The organism is Couchioplanes azureus, assembly GCF_014648355.1.
Taxonomy (GTDB): domain Bacteria; phylum Actinomycetota; class Actinomycetes; order Mycobacteriales; family Micromonosporaceae; genus Actinoplanes; species Actinoplanes azureus.
In genome coordinates this window covers 21479-37032 of record NZ_BMQY01000020.1, presented here as the reverse complement: position 1 = coordinate 37032, position 15554 = coordinate 21479, and the positions used below count along the sequence as shown (strand labels likewise).

Sequence of the window (15554 nt, the reverse complement as noted above, 5' to 3'; positions counted from 1 at the left end):
ATTCTTGGCACTGGCTTATCAAGCACCCTGTTGAGTTCTCAAAGAACAACCACACACCGTTGAAGAACCGCATTTCCGCGGCCCGTTCTCCGGGGCACTCGCTCTACTTTACTCGCGCTATTTCCTGGCGTCAAATCCGGGGTTTTCCCGGTTTCGGCGAAGGAAATTCGCGCAAGTCCCCATTCCATTTCATCGGAACGGAGCCGCGCACGACTCTATCCGATGCTCTTTCCTGGGGGTTTGGCAGGCCGTCCGCTCACCGCGTCCGTTTCCCTGCCGGCTCGAAGAACCTTACCCGGTCGGCCTCGCGGCTCCAAATCGGCCCCCCGGAGGGGTCCGGTCCGCACCACCCGGTCCAGCTCCGCACGGCGTGACCGTGATCGGGGCTGGGTTCTTCCTGCCCTCGGGAACTCGTCCCTCGGGCAGGAAGAAAGTTACGTCGGAAACCTCCGGAGCGTCAAATCGCCCGCAGTAGACCTGGGTCACACCCGTTCGATACCGGCGAACGTGCGCTTGCCCTTGCGCAGAACGAGGTAACGGCCGTGCAACAGCGCCGACTCCGCGACGACCGCCTCCGGGTCGGTGATGCGCTCGTTGTTGAGGTACGCCCCACCCTCGGCGATCGTCCGCCGCGCCTCTCCCCCGCTCTTCACGAGCCCGGCCTGCTGCAGCAACACGGTGGCGGTCGGCAGCTCACCGCGTACCTGTGTCATGCCGGCCTCGGCCAGTGCGGCCCGCAGCGTGTCCGCCGAGAGCTCCGTCAGCGATCCCCGGCCGAACAGCGCCTGGCTTGCCGCGACCGCCTGCTCGGCCTCCGCCTCGCCGTGCACCAGCGCGGTGATCTCGAAGGCCAGCTCACGCTGGGCGAGCCGCGCCTGCGGGCGCTCCGCCGTGGCCTTCTCCAGCTCCTCGATCTCCTCGCGGGGCTTGAAGCTGAAGTAGCGGAGGTACTGGCAGATGTCCCGGTCGTCCGCGTTGACCCAGAACTGGTAGAACGCGTACGGCGAGGTCATGGCCGGATCGAGCCAGACCGCCCCGCCCTCGCTCTTGCCGAACTTGGTGCCGTCGGCCTTGAGGACCAGGGGCGTCGTGAACGCCTGCACCGGCCCGGCGCCCCGGCGGCGGATGAAGTCGACGCCCGCGGTGATGTTGCCCCACTGGTCCGAACCGCCGAACTGCAGACCGCAGCCGTGGCGTACGTGCAGCTCGTAGAAGTCGTTCGCCTGCAGGAGCTGGTAGCTGAACTCCGTGAAGCTGATGCCGCTCTCCAGCCGGTTGCGCACCACGTCGCGGGCGAGCATCTTGTTGACCGGGAAGTGCTTGCCCACGTCGCGCAGGAAGTCGATGACGGACAGCTCGCCGGTCCAGTCGAGGTTGTTGACCGGGACCGCGGCGTTGTCGCCCTCGTAGCTGACGAAGGGTGCGAGCTGCTCGCGGATGCGCAGCACCCAGCTCGCCGTCACCTCGCTGGCGTTGAGCACCCGCTCGGCGGACTTGCCGCTCGGGTCCCCGATCTGGCCGGTGGCGCCGCCGACCAGCAACAGCGGCTTGTGCCCGGCCAGCTGGAGGCGACGCGCGGTGACGACCTGCATCAGGTGGCCGACGTGCAGGGAGGCGGCGGTCGGGTCGAACCCGACGTAGAACGTCAGGGAGCCGCCGTCGAGATGCTTGCGCAGCTCGTCGGGGTCGGTCGAGTCCTGGATCAGGCCGCGCCACTGCATGTCGTCAACGAGAGTCACACCGCCGATTGTCCTGCATCGCGCGGCCGGGCCGACACCGGGTTTGGCTGCTGGATGCTTTCGTCGTACCCCGGTGCGAAGGTGTACGCATGAGTCGCCTCGGATCCGCCGCCGCCCCCGTCGACCTGGGCCGGAAGAAGGCCGCCGCCCGGCTGGAACGGGCACAGCAACGCCTCCTGCGACTCCGCCTGCTCCTCGGCGGGCAGCTCGGTGAGCACAAGATCGGTCCCCCGCTGTGCGTGCTGTTCGAGGGCTGGGACGCCTCGGGCAAGGGCGGCGCGATCAAGCGGCTCGTCGCTCCGCTCGACCCCCGCCACGTCCGGGTGTCGCAGTTCGCCGCGCCCACCTACGACGAGAAGCGGCACCACTTCCTGCAACGGTTCTGGGCCGTGCTGCCCGGGTGGGGCGGCATGACGGTGCTCGACCGGTCCTGGTACGGGCGGGTCCTGGTGGAGCGGGTCGAGGGCTACGCGAGCGAGGAGCAGTGGTCCCGGGCGTACGAGGAGATCGTCGAGTTCGAGCGCACGCTCACCGCCGAGGGCATGATCCTCGTCAAGTTCTGGATGCACGTCTCCGACGCCGAGCAGCTGGAGCGCTTCCGGAGCCGGGCGCGGGACCCGCTGCGGGCCTGGAAGCTCACCGACGAGGACTGGCGCAACCGCGAGCGCCGCGCCGACTACGAGGCCGCCGTCGAGCAGATGCTGGCCAGGACCGACAAACCGCGCGCCGGCTGGCACGTCGTCCCCGGTGACGACAAGCAGTACGCCCGGGTCGCGGTCGTCGAGCAGGTCTGCCGCACCGTCGAACGCGAGCTCACCGAGCGCGGCTACGACCTCCACGACGCCGACTGAACGGCCGCGCCACCGGCAACACCCGGAAACGACGACCGCCGAGCCGCCGCGCCACCGGCAACGCCCCCGAGAAGACGGCTCAGGCGGCGACGGCGTCCGTCTCCGGCAGGTACGGCGGCAGGTTCAGCACCCGGCGGATCTCCTGCTGGACCACCTCCGGCGCGGGCCGGGCGTCCACGTCGTGCACGACCTCCTTGCGCCGGAAGAGCTCGAGCACCGGCCGGGTCTTCTCGTGGTAGTCGCGCAGCCGGGCGGCGAGGGCCTCGGGCGTGTCGTCCGCGCGGGTCACGAGCTCCGTACCACAGATGTCGCAGCGGCCCTCGACCTCGGGGCGGTCCGCGATCAGGTTGTAGTCCATGCCGCAGCCGGGGCAGAGGCGCCGGCTCAGCACCCGGCGCCGCACCTCGTCGTCCGGAAGGGCGAGGTGGATCACGCCGTCGATGTCGTAGCTCTCCATGAAGAACTCGGCCTGGCGGCCGTTGCGCGGGAAGCCGTCGATGACGAAGCCGAAGTTCCAGTCGTGCTTGTCCAGCCGGTCGCGGACGACGGACTCCACCAGATCGTCGCTGACCAGCTCGCCGGCGCTCATCGTGCGCCGGACCTGCGCGCCGAGCTTGGTGTGCTGCTGGACGTGCCAGCGGAAGATGTCGCCCACGCTGATATGGACGAGATCCAGGTCGGCCCGCAGCAGCGCGCTCTGCGTGCCCTTGCCGCTGCCCTGCACGCCCATGATCACGTACTTGCGCATGGTTCCGTCCTCTCTCAGGCCGCGGCGCCGAGGCGCAGCGGTCCGGGCGCCTCGCGTCCGTCGAGCCTCGTGGGATCGAGGCTCCATCCGTCGGCGACACGCAGCACGTCCTGTTCGGAGACCAGCACGGTGGAGCCCTCCGCGTTGCCGCCGACGGCCTCGCCGCGGAGCAGACGGGTGAGCTCCTCGTCCAGCGAGCCCAGCATCGCCTCGTCGAGCGGTCCGCCGCCGGCCTCGTCGAGCGGCAGGCCCGGGGCCCGGAAGGTCGGCGGGAGGCCGGCGGCGCGCTCCGCCGGGTCGGGGTCGCCGTACCAGGTGGTGACCGCGCCGGTCCGGCCCACGTAGCCGAAGGCGCGCACCAGGGCGCCGTCGTCGGCGCGCTGCCACCGGTGCGCCTCGGTCACCCGGTGTGTCGCGAAGAACTGCACCTCGGTGTGCAGGCGCCCGGACAGGTCGGTGAGGTCCAGGACGGTGCCGGGACGCATGAGATACCGGCCGGCGGCGAGCACCCAGCCGGCCCCGCGGGCCCCGGGCAGCGGCGGGGTCACCGCGACCCGGTCGTCCGTGAGATGCGCCAGGTCGATCCCGTCGCGCCAGGGCACCTCGCCCAGGTCGCGCAGGCCCAGTGCGGCGAGGATCTCGGCGGGGTCGCCGTCCCGGACGGCCAGCCATGCCTGTTTGCCACCGAAACCCACCATGACGTCCGAGTTCATGACCTCCACGGTAGTGGCCGGTTCGCGAACCGCGCGCGGTATGGCCGCCGGGACGGGGTCAGCTCCAGCCGTAGTCGCGGCGCAGTGTCGCGGCGACGCGTTCGAAACGGGGCCGGTCGAGGACCGCCCCCTCGCGGCGGATGCCGTCCTCGTCGACCTCCAGCACCCGGTCGAGGCGGATCCAGCTGGGCCGGGACTCCCGGTCCCAGGCTCCCGGGCCGAGCGCCAGCCAGTGCCGCTGTCCGTCGCGGTCGCTCTGGCTGGAGAGCATCAGGCCGAGCAGGGTACGGCCGTCGCGGCCCACCACCAGCACCGGGCGGTCCTTGCCGCGGCGGGGGTCGTCCTCGTACTCGACCCAGGTCCAGACGATCTCGCCCGGATCGGCGTCGCCGTCGAGGTGCGGGGCGTACTCCAGCGAGCGGCCGCGCCGGGCGGTGCCGGCCGGACCGGCCGGGGTGGCGGCCCGCGGGGCGGGGACCCTGCGGCCGGCCACACGGCGCAGCGTTCCGGCGATGCCCTTGAGGAGTCTGCTCACGCCGGCACTGTAGCGACCCGGCCCGCAGACGGGGAGAACGCAGTCGCGCCGGCGGCCACGGCGGGTCCGTGGCCGCGGCGGCCGGTGGGCTAGCGGTGCTTGAGGGAGTCGACGAAGGCGCGCCAGGTGTCGCGGGGGAACACGAGCGCGGGGCCGTCCGGGTCCTTGCTGTCGCGGACCGCGACGATGCCGGGCAGGTTGTCCGCGACCTCGACGCAGTCACCCCCATTGCTGCCGCTGCGGGTGCTCTTGTGCCATCGGGCACCGGTCAGGTCAGCCATCGCTCTCCTTGATGATCGTGCCGATGAGGTCGTCGGAGGCTCGCCGGTCGAGGGCCGCTCGTTCCAGCTCGCGCCAGACGACGCCATAAGTCTCCACTTCGCGGGGCTTGTCCAGATAGAGGGCGCCGGTCAGATTCTCGCTGTAGATCGTCGTCGGCTCCGGCGCGGCGGCGCCGAGGGTGGGAAAGTCGAGAATGGTGAACGAACCGGCGCTGGACGCGCGGTGGGGGCCGGCCGAGAACGGGAGCACCCGCACGCTCACTCCGGGGCGCTGCGAGATGTTGACCAGGTGGGCGAGCTGTTTCTGCATGCCCAGGGTGTCGGCGATGGACCGGCGCAGCACCCCCTCGTCGATGATCACCTCGAGAACGGGCGGGCGCGGGCTGAACCGGCGCAGTAGTTCCTGGCGTTCCAGGCGGACGGCGACGGCGGTGCGTACGCCGTCCTCGTCCAGGTCGGCGCGCTGGTGGAAGACCCATTCGGCGTACTCGCGGTTCTGCAGCAGTCCCGGGATGACGCCGGGCGCGTAGTGCCGCAGCCGCTCGGCGGCGGTCTCCATGCCGACGTACAGCTCGAACCAGGCCGGTACCGCATCGCCGTACGCGTGCCACCAGCCCTTGGCCTTGGACTCGCGGGCCAGTCCGACGAGGACCTCGGTGATCTGGTCGTTGGCGCCGTAGAACGCGCACATGGCCAGCACGTCGTGCTTGCGCAGCGAGACCTCGCCGTTCTCGATGCGGTACATCCGGGCGCGGGAGAACTCCAGCTCCTCGGCGGCGGCCATCAGGGAGATCCCGGCCTGCTCGCGAAGCTGCTTCATGAGCCGGCCGGCCTGCCGTCTCGGGACGGTGGAGCCTGTCTCGGTGGTCACGGCCGGCCTCCTCTGTCGGAAATTGTGCAGTTGTCTCGAACGAGACGACCGGGTCGCCCGGAGTGAGACGGTGGGAATTCGATTTCGGGAATCTCACTCACATCCATTGATGCCTGAGACTAGGTCACGCACGCTCCTCTGTGTAGCCCCCGCGTCGCTCATAGTGACATGACGGGTGCCGCGGGAGGGATGCGCGATGGAGGGTCGAACGCCGCAACGGGTCCCGGAGGCGTCATGCTGATCCCGCGGACCGACCATCTGCCGGCCCGCCCGTCCTGGGACTGCCTGGTGTGCGAGCGCTCCTGGCCGTGCGCCAACGCCCGGGAACAGTTGTCGGTGCAGTACGCCAGCTTCCCGTCCGGCCTGGCGATCTACATGGCGTCGACGATGTACGACGCCGTGGAGGACCTGACCGCGCAGGGGTCACCCACCCCGGCCGACCTCTACGAGCGGTTCCTGGCCTGGATCGCGTGAGCGGGCCGTGGATCTTATGTCTTCGTGTGTCGATCCTTAAGCGCTCCTGAGGCGGCGCCCCGGCCGGCACGGCGACGGCCATAGTCGGTGGGCGCCGCGGCCCGCGGCCGCCGAGCCGCGCCCGAACCGCGGCCGCCCGCCGAGCGACCGAGGTGACCGCGCCCGTGAGGATGTCCCCAGCCCAGCAGTTCCGGTACACGCTCGCGGCGGGTGCCACCGCCGTCGTGATCGGGGTCGGGTTTGCGGTCGCCGGGTTCCGCGCCGACGACGCCGGGGACTCCGGATCCGCCGCCGAGCGGGCCTCGGCGGACGCCCCGCTGGTCACCGAGCCGCCCGCGCTCGGCGGTACGGGCACCGGCGCCGACCTGCTGCTGGACGAGGGTGCCGCCGCCAGCGCGGCCCCGAGCGTGGCGCCCTCGCCGTCCGCGGCGGCGAGCAGCCCCGCACCGGCCGCCGCCGCGACGACGACACCGGCCGAGCGGGCCACCCCGCCGAAGCCGGCGGCCACCAAGCGCAAGACCACGCCGCGCTCCTCGCCGGCCGCCCGGACGCCGCCCGCGACCAGCGGCACGATCCTCGACCAGGTGCTCGCCCACATCAACGCCGCGCGCGGCCGGGAGGGGCTCGCGGCACTGTCGCTCGACGATCAGCTCTCGAAGGCGGCGGCGCTGCACACCAGCCTCATGATCGGCGGCTGCGAGCTGAACCACCAGTGTCCCGGGGAGAGCGGCATCGGCGACCGCTTCAGCGCCCAGGGCGTGCGGTGGAGCTCCGCGGGCGAGAACATCGGCTTCCGCTCCGCGGCCGGCAGCGACGCGGCGATCGTCGAGGCCGCCAACCGCTTGACCGACGACATGCTCGCCGAGGTCCCGCCGGAGGACGGCCACCGCAGGAACCTGCTCAGCAGGAACTTCGACCGGATCGGGCTGAGCGTGGTCCGCGACGGCGAGGGCATCGTCTGGGTGACCCAGGACTTCGTGGGATGACCGGCAAGAGCGGGCCCGCGCGGCGCCGGCGGCGCCGCCGGCTGGAGTTCGGGCCGACGCGCCCGTTCGGGCCGAACCGCCCGGACGGCTGCTGCGGCCCGGTGCGGCGCCGCCGGCCCAGCGGACCGAACCGCCCGGCCACCTGACCGCGCCCCACGGCCCCACGCGGCCGGAGGACCGAGGCTGTGCTTGGCTGGCGCGATGACGTATTCCTGGCTCGAGCTGCCCGCCGAGCGGGTCGACGAGGCGGCGCGGCAGCTGCTCGGCTGGCGGCTCACGGCGAACGGCGTGACCGTACGGCTGACCGAGGTGGAGGCGTACAGCGGGCTGGGGCGGGACCCGGCCAGCCACGCGCACCGCGGGGTGACGAGCCGCAACGAGGTCATGTTCGGTCCCGCCGGCGTGCTGTACGTGTACCAGATCTACGGCATGCATTTCTGCGCCAACATCGTCTGCGGCGAGCCGGGGGTGGCGTCCGCGGTGCTGCTGCGCGCCGGGGAGGTCGTCGACGGCATCGAGACGGCCCGGGGGCGCCGGGCGGCGCGCAGGGACCACGATCTCGCGGCGGGGCCCGCCAAGCTGATGCAGGTGCTGGCCCTCGACCGCCGGGCCAACGGCACCAGCGTGGTCGGCGGCGGGCCCGCCACCCTGACACCCCCGGTCGGCCCGGCCGGCCCGGTGCAGGCGGGACCACGGGTGGGGGTGACCGCCGCACACGACCTGCCGTGGCGGTTCTGGATCGCGGGGGATCCCACGGTCAGTGCCTACCGGCGGCACGTACCCCGGAAAAAGCCGGATTCGCCGGTGCCGGGGCGTACCGGCCGATAACGTCCGGTGCGGTGATCTCTCGACGGATGTTGCTGCTGCTGGACGTGCTGTGCCTGGCCGGCGTCCTGTGGTGCGGCACGCTCATCGCCGGGCTGCTCGCCGGCCGGACGCTGGTGGGCACCGGCACGGCCGTGATCGTGGCCGCCGTGCTGGTCCTGCCGGGCTTCACCGCCGGGATCGTCACCAACCGGCGCGCGCTGCGCGGACGGCGGCCGCAGAGCTGGTTCATCCGCGAGGTGTGGGCGCCGCCGGTGGACCTGCCGCGCTGGGGCCTGATCGCCGCCGGCGCCGGGCTGCTGGCCTTCTGGATCGCCGGGATCAGCGCGTTCACCGGGATCGGCGTCGATCCGCGCGCCGGGGACCGGGTCGCTCTCGACCGCCAGGTACGCCACGAGCAGCGCTTCGCCCTGGGCGTGCTCGGCGGGGTGGGGGTCGGCGGCACCGCGATGGCCGCGTCCACGCTGATCCGGGAGCGCCGGACGGGCACGCGCCGCACCGCCTGAGCCGCACGGACCGGGCTCGCGCATATTGACAACCGCTGATATAGCCGTGCTTCTATGGATGCCATCTTGACAACGTTGTCACGTTGGCTTCAGAAGGGACGGCACCAGCATGCTCCGTACCCTCGCCGCGGCGGTTGTCCTCACCGCCGCAGCCCTCTGCGTCCCGCAGGCGGCGGTCGCCGCCGAGCTCGACCTCACCCGCCACGTCAACCCGTTCATCGGCACCGACGACAGCAACTCGCCCAACCCGGTCGGCGGCGGGGCCGGGGGCAGCACCTTCCCCGGCGCCACCGTCCCGTTCGGGATGGTGCAGTTCAGCCCGGACACCCCCACCGCGTCGCCGTCGGGCTACCGCGACCGCGACCGCACCATCGAGTCCTTCAGCCTCACCCACTTCAACGGCGCCGGCTGCCCCAACAACGAGGACCTGCCGATCCTGCCGGTCACCGGCACCCTCGGCGCGTCGCCCGGTTCGGCCTGGACCAGCTATGCGTCGGCGTACACGAAGAGCAACGAGAGCGCCGCGCCCGGCTACTACCGCAACCGGCTCGACCGGTACGGCGTGGACGCCGAGCTCAGCGCCACCACGCGCACCGGAGCGCTGCGCCTGACCTACCCGGCCAGCACCACCGCCCGCGTTCTGATCAACGTCAGCCGGTCCGCGACCGGCGACCGCGACGGCACCGTCACCGTCTCCGGCAACCGGGTCTGGGGCGAGCACACCGCGGGCGGCTTCTGCGGCGGCCGGACCTTCCCGATGTACTTCTCGATCCTGTTCGACCGCGCGCCCACCGGCTTCGGCACCTTCCGCGGCACGACGGTCAGCGCCGGGTCCGCGAGCACGAGCGGCACCCGAAGCGGCGCCTACGTCACCTTCGACACCACCTCGAACCCGGTCGTCCACGCGACCGTGGGCATCTCGTTCGTCAGCGTGGCCAACGCCCGGGACAACGCCACGGCCGAGGCGGACTCCTTCGCGACCGTACGCGCGAACGCCGACGCCGCCTGGAACAGCGCCCTGAACCGCATCCAGGTCACCGGCGGCAGCGGCACCGACCTGCAGAAGTTCTACACGGCGCTGTACCACGTGCTGCAGAACCCCAACGTCTCCAGCGACACCAACGGCCAGTACCGGGGCTTCGACGGCGCCGTGCACACCGCGTCCCACCCGGTCTACCAGAACTACTCCGGCTGGGACATCTACCGGTCGTGGGCCGCGCTCGTGGCGCTGATCGCGCCCGAGGTGATGAGCGACATCGTCAAGTCCATGGTCCTGGACGGACAGCAGGGCGGGCTGCTGCCCAAGTGGTCGCACCAGAGCGTCGAGGACTTCGTCATGCCCGGTGACCCCGGGCCGATCGTCGTCGGCAGCGCGTACGCGTTCGGCGTCCGTGGCTTCGACACCGCGGCCGCGCTGGCGCTGATGAAGAAGAGCGCAACCGGCGGCAGCACCCAGGGCGTGGTGCTGCGCGGCAACCACGCGACCTACGCCGCGAACCAGTTCATCCCCGGCAACCCCTCGGAGACCCTGGAGTACGCGGCGTCCGACTTCGCGATCGCCCAGTTCGCCAGGGCCCTCGGCGACACCGGCGGGTACGCCACCTACAGCGCCCGCTCGCAGTACTGGCGCAATCTGTTCAACGGGGAGTCGTCGTACATCCACACCCGCGACGGAGGCTGGCGCCAGCCGCTGAACCCGGCGCAGGAGAGCCCGTACGTCGAGGGCAACGCCGCCCAGTACACCTGGATGGTGCCGCACAACCTCGGCGCCCTGGTCACGCTGATGGGCGGGCCGGCCACCGCCGTGCAGCGCCTCGACCACCACTTCACCGAGCTCAACGGCGGGCTGTCCCGGCCGTACTTCTACATCGGCAACGAGCCGGAGCACAACGTGCCGTGGGCCTACCACGCGGCCCGCAAGCCCGCCGGGGCGAGCGATGCGGTGCGCCGGGTGATGGCCGAGTCCTTCACCACCGGCGCCGGCGGGCTGCCCGGCAACGACGACCTCGGCGCCACCTCCGCGTGGTACGTCTGGTCGGCGCTGGGCTTCTACCCGGTGACCCCGGGCGCGGACACCCTGGCCGCGCACGGCGCCCTGTTCCCGAGCGTGCAGATCCAGCGCGGGCCGGGGAACATCACGGTCACCGGCGGCAGTGCCGTGAACCGCTACGTGCAGGCCCTGTCGGTCGACGGCAGCGCGACCGGCCGCAGCTACTTCCGGTACGCCGACATCGCGGACGGCGCGACGATCGCGTTCACCCAGGGCGGCAGCCCGTCGGCGTGGGGCACCGGCGCGGGCGACGTACCCCCGAGCTTCGGCGCGGGCCGCGACCAGCCGGCGGCCGAACCGGACCCGGGTGCCAACCTGGCCCTGGGCCGGCCGGTCACCGGATCCGCGCCGTGCACCAGCGCCGAGGGCCCGGCCGAGGCCGTCGACGGCGCGATCGCCGGCAACAGCAAGTTCTGCTCCGGTACGGCGCCGCGCCAGCTGCAGGTCGACCTCGGCTCGGCGCGCACCGTGAACGCCTTCGTGGTCGAGCACGCCGGGCTCGGCGGGGAGCAGACCGGCTGGAACACCGGCGCGTACACGATCTCCACCAGCACGGACGGCACCGCCTGGAGCACCGCGGTCTCGGTCACCGGCTCGCGCGGCAGCCGGACGTACACCCCGGTGGAGTCGCGCACCGCGCGGTACGTCCGCTTCGAGGCGACCCAGCCGGCCGCCGACGGCAGCGGCACGGCCCGGGTCTACGAGCTCGAGGTCTACGGGAACGCGCCGGCGAACCTGGCCCTGCGCCGGGCCGCCACCGCCGACTCGTCGTGCGGCGCCGGCGAGGGCGCGGACAAGGCGTTCAACGGCAGCTGGCTCGGCGGCTGGGGCGACAAGTGGTGCTCGCTGGGCGCCGCCAGGTGGGTCCAGGCCGACCTGGGCAGCCGCCGCAGGGTGTCCACGGTGGTGATCCGCCACGCCGGGGCGGGAGGCGAGTACCCGGCGTGGAACACCCGGGACTTCGACGTGCAGACCTCCGACGACGGGTCGTCCTGGACCACCCGGGCGCAGGTCCGCGGCAACACCGCGGACTCGACCACGACGGCGGTGCACGCCGACGCCCGCTACCTGCGCGTCTCGGTGGTGACACCCACCTCGGACGGGAACTCCGCGGCCCGGATCTACGACATCCTCGTGAGCTGAAGCCGCCCGGGTGGGGGCCGGGTCCCGCGGCCCCCACCCGGGGACAGCCCTACCTCGGCGCGGACTCCTTGCGGATCTTCGAGGAGCCGGTGCCGACGGACCAGCCCGTGGCCCACTTCGCCGGCGTGTCCCGCTTGGTGCGGTCGGCCAGGAAGTACCAGTCCATCCGGCAGCGCTCCGCGGTGACCTCCAGCACGCCGAAGCCGTGGCCGTCGGTCTCCACCCACTTGACGTGCGGGTTCGTCGCCCGGAGCAGATCGGCGGCGAGCCGGCTCAGCGGCCCGCCGGGCGAGGTGTGCAGGAAGTCGTCGAGGTTGTCGCTGGTCACCGACGGCACCACGAACTCCGCGGCGGCCGGGTTGCGACTGCCGGTGTCCTTCGTGGTCAGCTCGATGGCCCAGGACGTGTGGATGTCACCGGTGAGGAACACCACGTCCTTGGTGCGCGCCGCCCGCAGCGCGTCGACCAGCCGCTCCCGGTCGGCGTTGTAGCCGTCCCACTGGTCGGGGTTGACCACGATGCCGTTGTCCGGGATGCCGAGCAGGTCGCCGAGAGGGCCGAGCAGCCAGGCGGGTAGGGAGGCCAGGTCGACCCGGGAGATCATCACCGGGTTGCCGACGAGCTTCCACTTCGCCGTGCTGCCGACCAGGCCCTCCGTGAGCCATGCCAACTGGTCGCCGCCGGCGATGGTGCGGTCCGGGTCGTCGATCTCGTCGCCGTCGACGCGGCCCACCTGCTGCGACCGGTACGAGCGCAGGTCCAGCATGGACATCTCGAGCAGGTTGCCGTAGCGCAGCCGCCGGTAGATGGTGCCGTCGGCGCCCATCCGCACCGGCATCCACTCCGCGTACGCCTGCCGCGAGGCGGCGACCCGCGCGCGGAAGTCGCCCTCGGCGCCGGGCGTGTGGTTCTCGGCGCCGCCGCTCCACATGTCGTTGGCGACCTCGTGGTCGTCCCAGGTGATGATCCACGGCACCGAGGCGTGCAGCGCCTGCAGGTCCGGGTCTGTCTTGTAGAGCGCGTGCCGGATGCGGTAGTCGGCCAGCGTGAGGATCTCGTGCTCCGGCTTGGTGCGGCGGACCACCACGTCACCGGCGGCGAAGTCGCCGGTGCCGTACTCGTAGATGTAGTCGCCCAGGTGAACGACGAGGTTGAGGTCGCCGCGCTCGGCGAGGTGCCGGTATGCGGCGAAGTATCCGGCCTCCCAGTTGGCGCACGAGACGACACCCATCCGCAGGCGGCTGATCTCGGCGTCGGCGGCGGGAGCGGTCATCGTGCGCCCGGTGGGCGACCACGACCCGTCGTAGCCGAAGCGGAACCAGTAGGTGGTGGCGGGCCTCAGGCCGGAGACGTCGACCTTGACGGTGTGGTCCCGCGCCGGTCCGGTGCGCACCTCGCCGGAGGCCACGACGGCCGAGAAGCCGGCGTCGGCGGCGATCTGCCAGGCGACCGTGACCTCGGGGCCGGCGCCGGATCCCGGTACGGAGTCGGGGGTGGGGGTGACCCGGGTCCACAGCAGGATGCCGCCGGGCAGGGGGTCGCCGGAGGCCACGCCGTGCTGGAAGACGCCGGAGGCGGCGTGCGCGACACCGGGCAGGGTGGCCGCGGTGACGAGGCCGGCACCGGCGGAGAGGCCGGCGAGACGCAGGAGGGTGCGGCGGTCTACCGCACCCTCGACGCGGGGAATGACAGTCATGCAGATCTATCTAGCAGAAACTGCCGGCTTTACGACCTCGTTCAGACGGTTATTCGACTGTGGTTCATCCAGGCGAAGATCAACTTCGCCGGGGCGCTACTCGGAGATCGCGTCGATGAGGTCGCCGACCTTGCGGTCGGAGAGCGCGCGGGCCACGTCGGCGACCGCGACGATGCCGACGAGCTGGTGGCCGTCGATGACCGGCAGCCGCCGGACCTTGTACTGGCTCATGGTGCGCAGGATCTCCGCGGCGTCGTCGTCCGCGCCGATCGTCACCGGCTTGCCCTCGCCGAGCTCGCCGGCGGTGACGTCGGCCGGGTTGCGGTCCTTCGCCAGGGCCTTCACGACGATGTCCCGATCGGTGACCATCCCCTTGAGCCGGTTGTCCTCGCCGCAGATGGGCAGCGAGCCGACGCCCAGGTCCGCCATCTTGTGTGCGGCCTGCGCCAGGGACTCCTTCTCACCGATGCAGGTGACGTCCGGAGTCATGATCTCGCGGGCGGTGGTCATGGTGGTACTCCCTTCCGGTGGTCGAGGTGTACCTGTGCCGTACCCGCTTCAGACGGTCGCAATCGTGAAGGCCACTTCGTCCACGAGCTCGCGGGCGAGGAAGCCGGTGCGTCCGTGGCGCGGGGCCAGCCGCTGGCCGCTGACCGCGTGCGCGAACGCTCCCCAGCAGGCCGCCTGCGCCGGGTCGGCGCCCCGGCCGAGCAGCCCGGCCACGATCCCGGCCCGCACGTCGCCGCTGCCCGAGGTGCCCAGGCCGGCGTCGCCGCTCTCCTCGCGCCAGGCCCGGCCGTCGTGGGCCGCGATATGCCCGAAAAGCGAGACCGTGCACTCGTAGCGATGCGCGAGCGCCATCGCCGCGGCGGCGAGGTCGTCGCCGGGGTCCCGGCCCAGCAGATGCTCCGCCTCGACGACGTTCGGCGTCAGGACCGTGCGGTGCGACCGGCCGGCCAGCAGGCCCGGCTCCTTGCTGAGCGCGCCGAGCGCGTACGCGTCGAGCACGACCGCCGCGTCCCCGCCGGCCGCGCCGAAGATCGCATGCAGCAGCCGCCCGGTCTCCGCCACGTCGTCCAGGCCCGGCCCGATCGCGAGCACGTCCGCCCCGGCGGCCAGTTCGAGCAGCTGTGCCGGCAGGTCCCCGGCGACCGAGCCGCCGCGCGTCTCGGGCAGCCCCACGACCTTCGCCTCGGGGACGGCGATGCTCAGCGCCGCCGCCGTCGACTCGGTCACGGCGAGCTGCAGCCGCCCGGCCCCGGCGCGCAGCGCGGCGACCCCGGCCAGCAGGACGGCCCCGGGCGTGTACCGGGAGCCGCCCACGACCAGGACGGTGCCGCGGGACTCCTTGCCGCCCTGCGGGTCGGGCAGCGGCCACTCCCGCAGCACCGCGGGCGTGATGACGCGCTCGTCAGACCGGCTCGGCATCGACGTCCTCCTGACGGGTCGGCGTGGCGCCCTCGGCGTGCAGGTGGGCGACGTGGTTGAAGTGCTCCGCCCGCAATGTCCCGTCGTGCCGCCGCCACGTGCTGATCGAGCAGTTCGCCACCGTCGTGGCGTGCGCGATCCGCATCAGCTCCGCCTCGCTCAGCCGCTCCGCGAGGTAACGCACCAGCAGCACCGTGGCCTCGTGGGCGAAGAGCACGACCCGCCCGCCGGGGTGGTCCTCGGCCAGTTCCCGCAGCAGCGCGCGCAGGCGCAGCAGCACGTCGGCCCACGACTCGCCGCCCGGCGGCCGGTAGTAGAACTTGCCGAGCCGGGCCCGCCGGGCGAACTCGTCGGGCAGCCGGTTCTGCACGCCCCGGGCGGTCAGCAGATCGAGAATGCCCAGCTCACGGTCGCGCAGCCGCTCGTCCACCACCATCGGCACGCCGCTCGCCTCCAGCGCGATCTCGGCGGTCTGCCGGGTACGCAGGTACGGCGACACCACCGCCACCACGGGAGGTTCCTCGAGGTCGGCGAGCCACTTGCCGACCGCCCGGGCCTGCTCGCGCCCGGTGTCCGACAGCGGGACGTCGGCGTCGCGCTCGGGGATGTCGATGGTCTCGTGCCCGCCGGTCTCGGCCGCCTCGGCGAGGACGTTGCCGGTGCTCAGCCCGTGCCGGACGACGGCCAGCCACTGCAGTTGCTCCATGG

Annotated in this window: 16 protein-coding genes; 6 read left to right on the top strand and 10 right to left on the bottom strand. The window is 72.3% G+C overall.

Translation table 11 applies throughout. From position 1 onward, the window contains the following. Nucleotides 1–482: 482 nt before the first annotated feature. Nucleotides 483–1721 carry a tyrosine--tRNA ligase gene (tyrS, locus tag IEY99_RS33575; protein WP_189208160.1) on the bottom strand — a complete coding sequence of 413 codons (1239 nt, stop codon included), beginning with the start codon at nucleotides 1719–1721 and terminating at the stop codon, nucleotides 483–485. A 107-nt stretch (nucleotides 1722–1828) separates the two neighbouring features. On the opposite strand from tyrS, the gene IEY99_RS33570 reads away from it, so the two are divergent. Next, nucleotides 1829–2590: a polyphosphate kinase 2 family protein gene (locus IEY99_RS33570; protein ID WP_189208156.1), complete on the top strand. Its 762-nt coding sequence runs from the start codon at nucleotides 1829–1831 to the stop codon at nucleotides 2588–2590. 79 nt (nucleotides 2591–2669) lie between these two features. Here IEY99_RS33570 and IEY99_RS33565 read toward each other — a convergent pair whose 3' ends face one another. From IEY99_RS33565 to IEY99_RS33545, 5 genes are all read right to left on the bottom strand, one after another. Then, nucleotides 2670–3338 (bottom strand): adenylate kinase family protein, encoded by a 669-nt coding sequence (locus IEY99_RS33565; protein WP_189208155.1) that lies wholly within the window; start codon nucleotides 3336–3338, stop codon nucleotides 2670–2672. Between the two features lie 14 nt (nucleotides 3339–3352). After that, complete coding sequence (locus IEY99_RS33560; protein WP_189208154.1) at nucleotides 3353–4051, bottom strand: hypothetical protein; 699 nt, start codon at nucleotides 4049–4051, stop codon at nucleotides 3353–3355. 58 nt (nucleotides 4052–4109) lie between these two features. Continuing rightward, nucleotides 4110–4586, bottom strand: coding sequence for a type II toxin-antitoxin system PemK/MazF family toxin (locus tag IEY99_RS33555; protein WP_189208153.1), 477 nt, complete (start codon nucleotides 4584–4586; stop codon nucleotides 4110–4112). A gap of 89 nt (nucleotides 4587–4675) precedes the next feature. Continuing rightward, nucleotides 4676–4867, bottom strand: a complete 192-nt coding sequence (locus tag IEY99_RS33550; RefSeq protein WP_071806298.1) for a DUF397 domain-containing protein — start codon at nucleotides 4865–4867, stop codon at nucleotides 4676–4678. Then, nucleotides 4860–5687 (bottom strand): helix-turn-helix domain-containing protein, encoded by an 828-nt coding sequence (locus IEY99_RS33545; RefSeq protein WP_189208159.1) that lies wholly within the window; start codon nucleotides 5685–5687, stop codon nucleotides 4860–4862. Before IEY99_RS33545 ends, IEY99_RS33550 begins: the two co-directional genes overlap by 8 nt. Before the next feature lie 285 nt (nucleotides 5688–5972). Here IEY99_RS33545 and IEY99_RS33540 point away from each other — a divergent pair, with 285 nt between their 5' ends. The 5 genes from IEY99_RS33540 to IEY99_RS33520 all read left to right on the top strand — a co-directional run bounded on the left by IEY99_RS33540 (nucleotide 5973) and on the right by IEY99_RS33520 (nucleotide 11722). Continuing rightward, nucleotides 5973–6212: a hypothetical protein gene (locus IEY99_RS33540; RefSeq protein WP_189208152.1), complete on the top strand. Its 240-nt coding sequence runs from the start codon at nucleotides 5973–5975 to the stop codon at nucleotides 6210–6212. A gap of 170 nt (nucleotides 6213–6382) precedes the next feature. Beyond that, nucleotides 6383–7198, top strand: a complete 816-nt coding sequence (locus IEY99_RS33535) for a CAP domain-containing protein (RefSeq protein WP_229799499.1) — start codon at nucleotides 6383–6385, stop codon at nucleotides 7196–7198. A gap of 201 nt (nucleotides 7199–7399) precedes the next feature. Then, nucleotides 7400–8026 (top strand): DNA-3-methyladenine glycosylase, encoded by a 627-nt coding sequence (locus IEY99_RS33530; protein WP_189208150.1) that lies wholly within the window; start codon nucleotides 7400–7402, stop codon nucleotides 8024–8026. 11 nt (nucleotides 8027–8037) lie between these two features. Further along, nucleotides 8038–8529 carry a hypothetical protein gene (locus IEY99_RS33525; RefSeq protein WP_189208149.1) on the top strand — a complete coding sequence of 164 codons (492 nt, stop codon included), beginning with the start codon at nucleotides 8038–8040 and terminating at the stop codon, nucleotides 8527–8529. Nucleotides 8530–8638: 109 nt separating this feature from the next. Next, complete coding sequence (locus IEY99_RS33520) at nucleotides 8639–11722, top strand: GH92 family glycosyl hydrolase (RefSeq protein WP_189208148.1); 3084 nt, start codon at nucleotides 8639–8641, stop codon at nucleotides 11720–11722. 49 nt (nucleotides 11723–11771) lie between these two features. On the opposite strand, the gene IEY99_RS33515 is transcribed toward IEY99_RS33520, so the two are convergent. The 4 genes from IEY99_RS33515 to IEY99_RS33500 all read right to left on the bottom strand — a co-directional run bounded on the left by IEY99_RS33515 (nucleotide 11772) and on the right by IEY99_RS33500 (nucleotide 15552). Then, nucleotides 11772–13418 (bottom strand): alkaline phosphatase D family protein, encoded by a 1647-nt coding sequence (locus IEY99_RS33515; protein WP_189208147.1) that lies wholly within the window; start codon nucleotides 13416–13418, stop codon nucleotides 11772–11774. 96 nt (nucleotides 13419–13514) lie between these two features. Continuing rightward, nucleotides 13515–13928 (bottom strand): CBS domain-containing protein, encoded by a 414-nt coding sequence (locus IEY99_RS33510; RefSeq protein ID WP_189208146.1) that lies wholly within the window; start codon nucleotides 13926–13928, stop codon nucleotides 13515–13517. A gap of 48 nt (nucleotides 13929–13976) precedes the next feature. Beyond that, the gene (locus tag IEY99_RS33505) at nucleotides 13977–14846 is read right to left on the bottom strand and encodes an NAD(P)H-hydrate dehydratase (protein ID WP_189208145.1); all 870 of its coding nucleotides are present in this window, start codon (nucleotides 14844–14846) and stop codon (nucleotides 13977–13979) included. After that, on the bottom strand, nucleotides 14830–15552 hold the full coding sequence (locus tag IEY99_RS33500; protein WP_189208144.1) for a histidine phosphatase family protein: 723 nt from the start codon (nucleotides 15550–15552) through the stop codon (nucleotides 14830–14832). The genes IEY99_RS33505 and IEY99_RS33500 overlap by 17 nt, the downstream gene beginning before the upstream one ends. Nucleotides 15553–15554: the final 2 nt, after the last annotated feature.

Excerpts from the sequence above, each read along its gene's own strand:
- IEY99_RS33530 (WP_189208150.1), top strand. The coding sequence starts at position 7,400 with ATGACGTATTCCTGGCTCGAGCTGCCCGCCGAGCGGGTCGACGAGGCG.
- IEY99_RS33540 (WP_189208152.1), top strand. The coding sequence starts at position 5,973 with ATGCTGATCCCGCGGACCGACCATCTGCCGGCCCGCCCGTCCTGGGAC.
- IEY99_RS33515 (WP_189208147.1), bottom strand. The coding sequence starts at position 13,418 with ATGACTGTCATTCCCCGCGTCGAGGGTGCGGTAGACCGCCGCACCCTC.
- tyrS (WP_189208160.1), bottom strand. The coding sequence starts at position 1,721 with ATGCAGTGGCGCGGCCTGATCCAGGACTCGACCGACCCCGACGAGCTG.
- IEY99_RS33565 (WP_189208155.1), bottom strand. The coding sequence starts at position 3,338 with ATGCGCAAGTACGTGATCATGGGCGTGCAGGGCAGCGGCAAGGGCACG.
- IEY99_RS33545 (WP_189208159.1), bottom strand. The coding sequence starts at position 5,687 with ATGAAGCAGCTTCGCGAGCAGGCCGGGATCTCCCTGATGGCCGCCGCC.
- IEY99_RS33535 (WP_229799499.1), top strand. The coding sequence starts at position 6,383 with ATGTCCCCAGCCCAGCAGTTCCGGTACACGCTCGCGGCGGGTGCCACC.
- IEY99_RS33505 (WP_189208145.1), bottom strand. The coding sequence starts at position 14,846 with ATGCCGAGCCGGTCTGACGAGCGCGTCATCACGCCCGCGGTGCTGCGG.
- IEY99_RS33510 (WP_189208146.1), bottom strand. The coding sequence starts at position 13,928 with ATGACCACCGCCCGCGAGATCATGACTCCGGACGTCACCTGCATCGGT.
- IEY99_RS33550 (WP_071806298.1), bottom strand. The coding sequence starts at position 4,867 with ATGGCTGACCTGACCGGTGCCCGATGGCACAAGAGCACCCGCAGCGGC.
- IEY99_RS33520 (WP_189208148.1), top strand. The coding sequence starts at position 8,639 with ATGCTCCGTACCCTCGCCGCGGCGGTTGTCCTCACCGCCGCAGCCCTC.
- IEY99_RS33500 (WP_189208144.1), bottom strand. The coding sequence starts at position 15,552 with ATGGAGCAACTGCAGTGGCTGGCCGTCGTCCGGCACGGGCTGAGCACC.
- IEY99_RS33570 (WP_189208156.1), top strand. The coding sequence starts at position 1,829 with ATGAGTCGCCTCGGATCCGCCGCCGCCCCCGTCGACCTGGGCCGGAAG.
- IEY99_RS33560 (WP_189208154.1), bottom strand. The coding sequence starts at position 4,051 with ATGAACTCGGACGTCATGGTGGGTTTCGGTGGCAAACAGGCATGGCTG.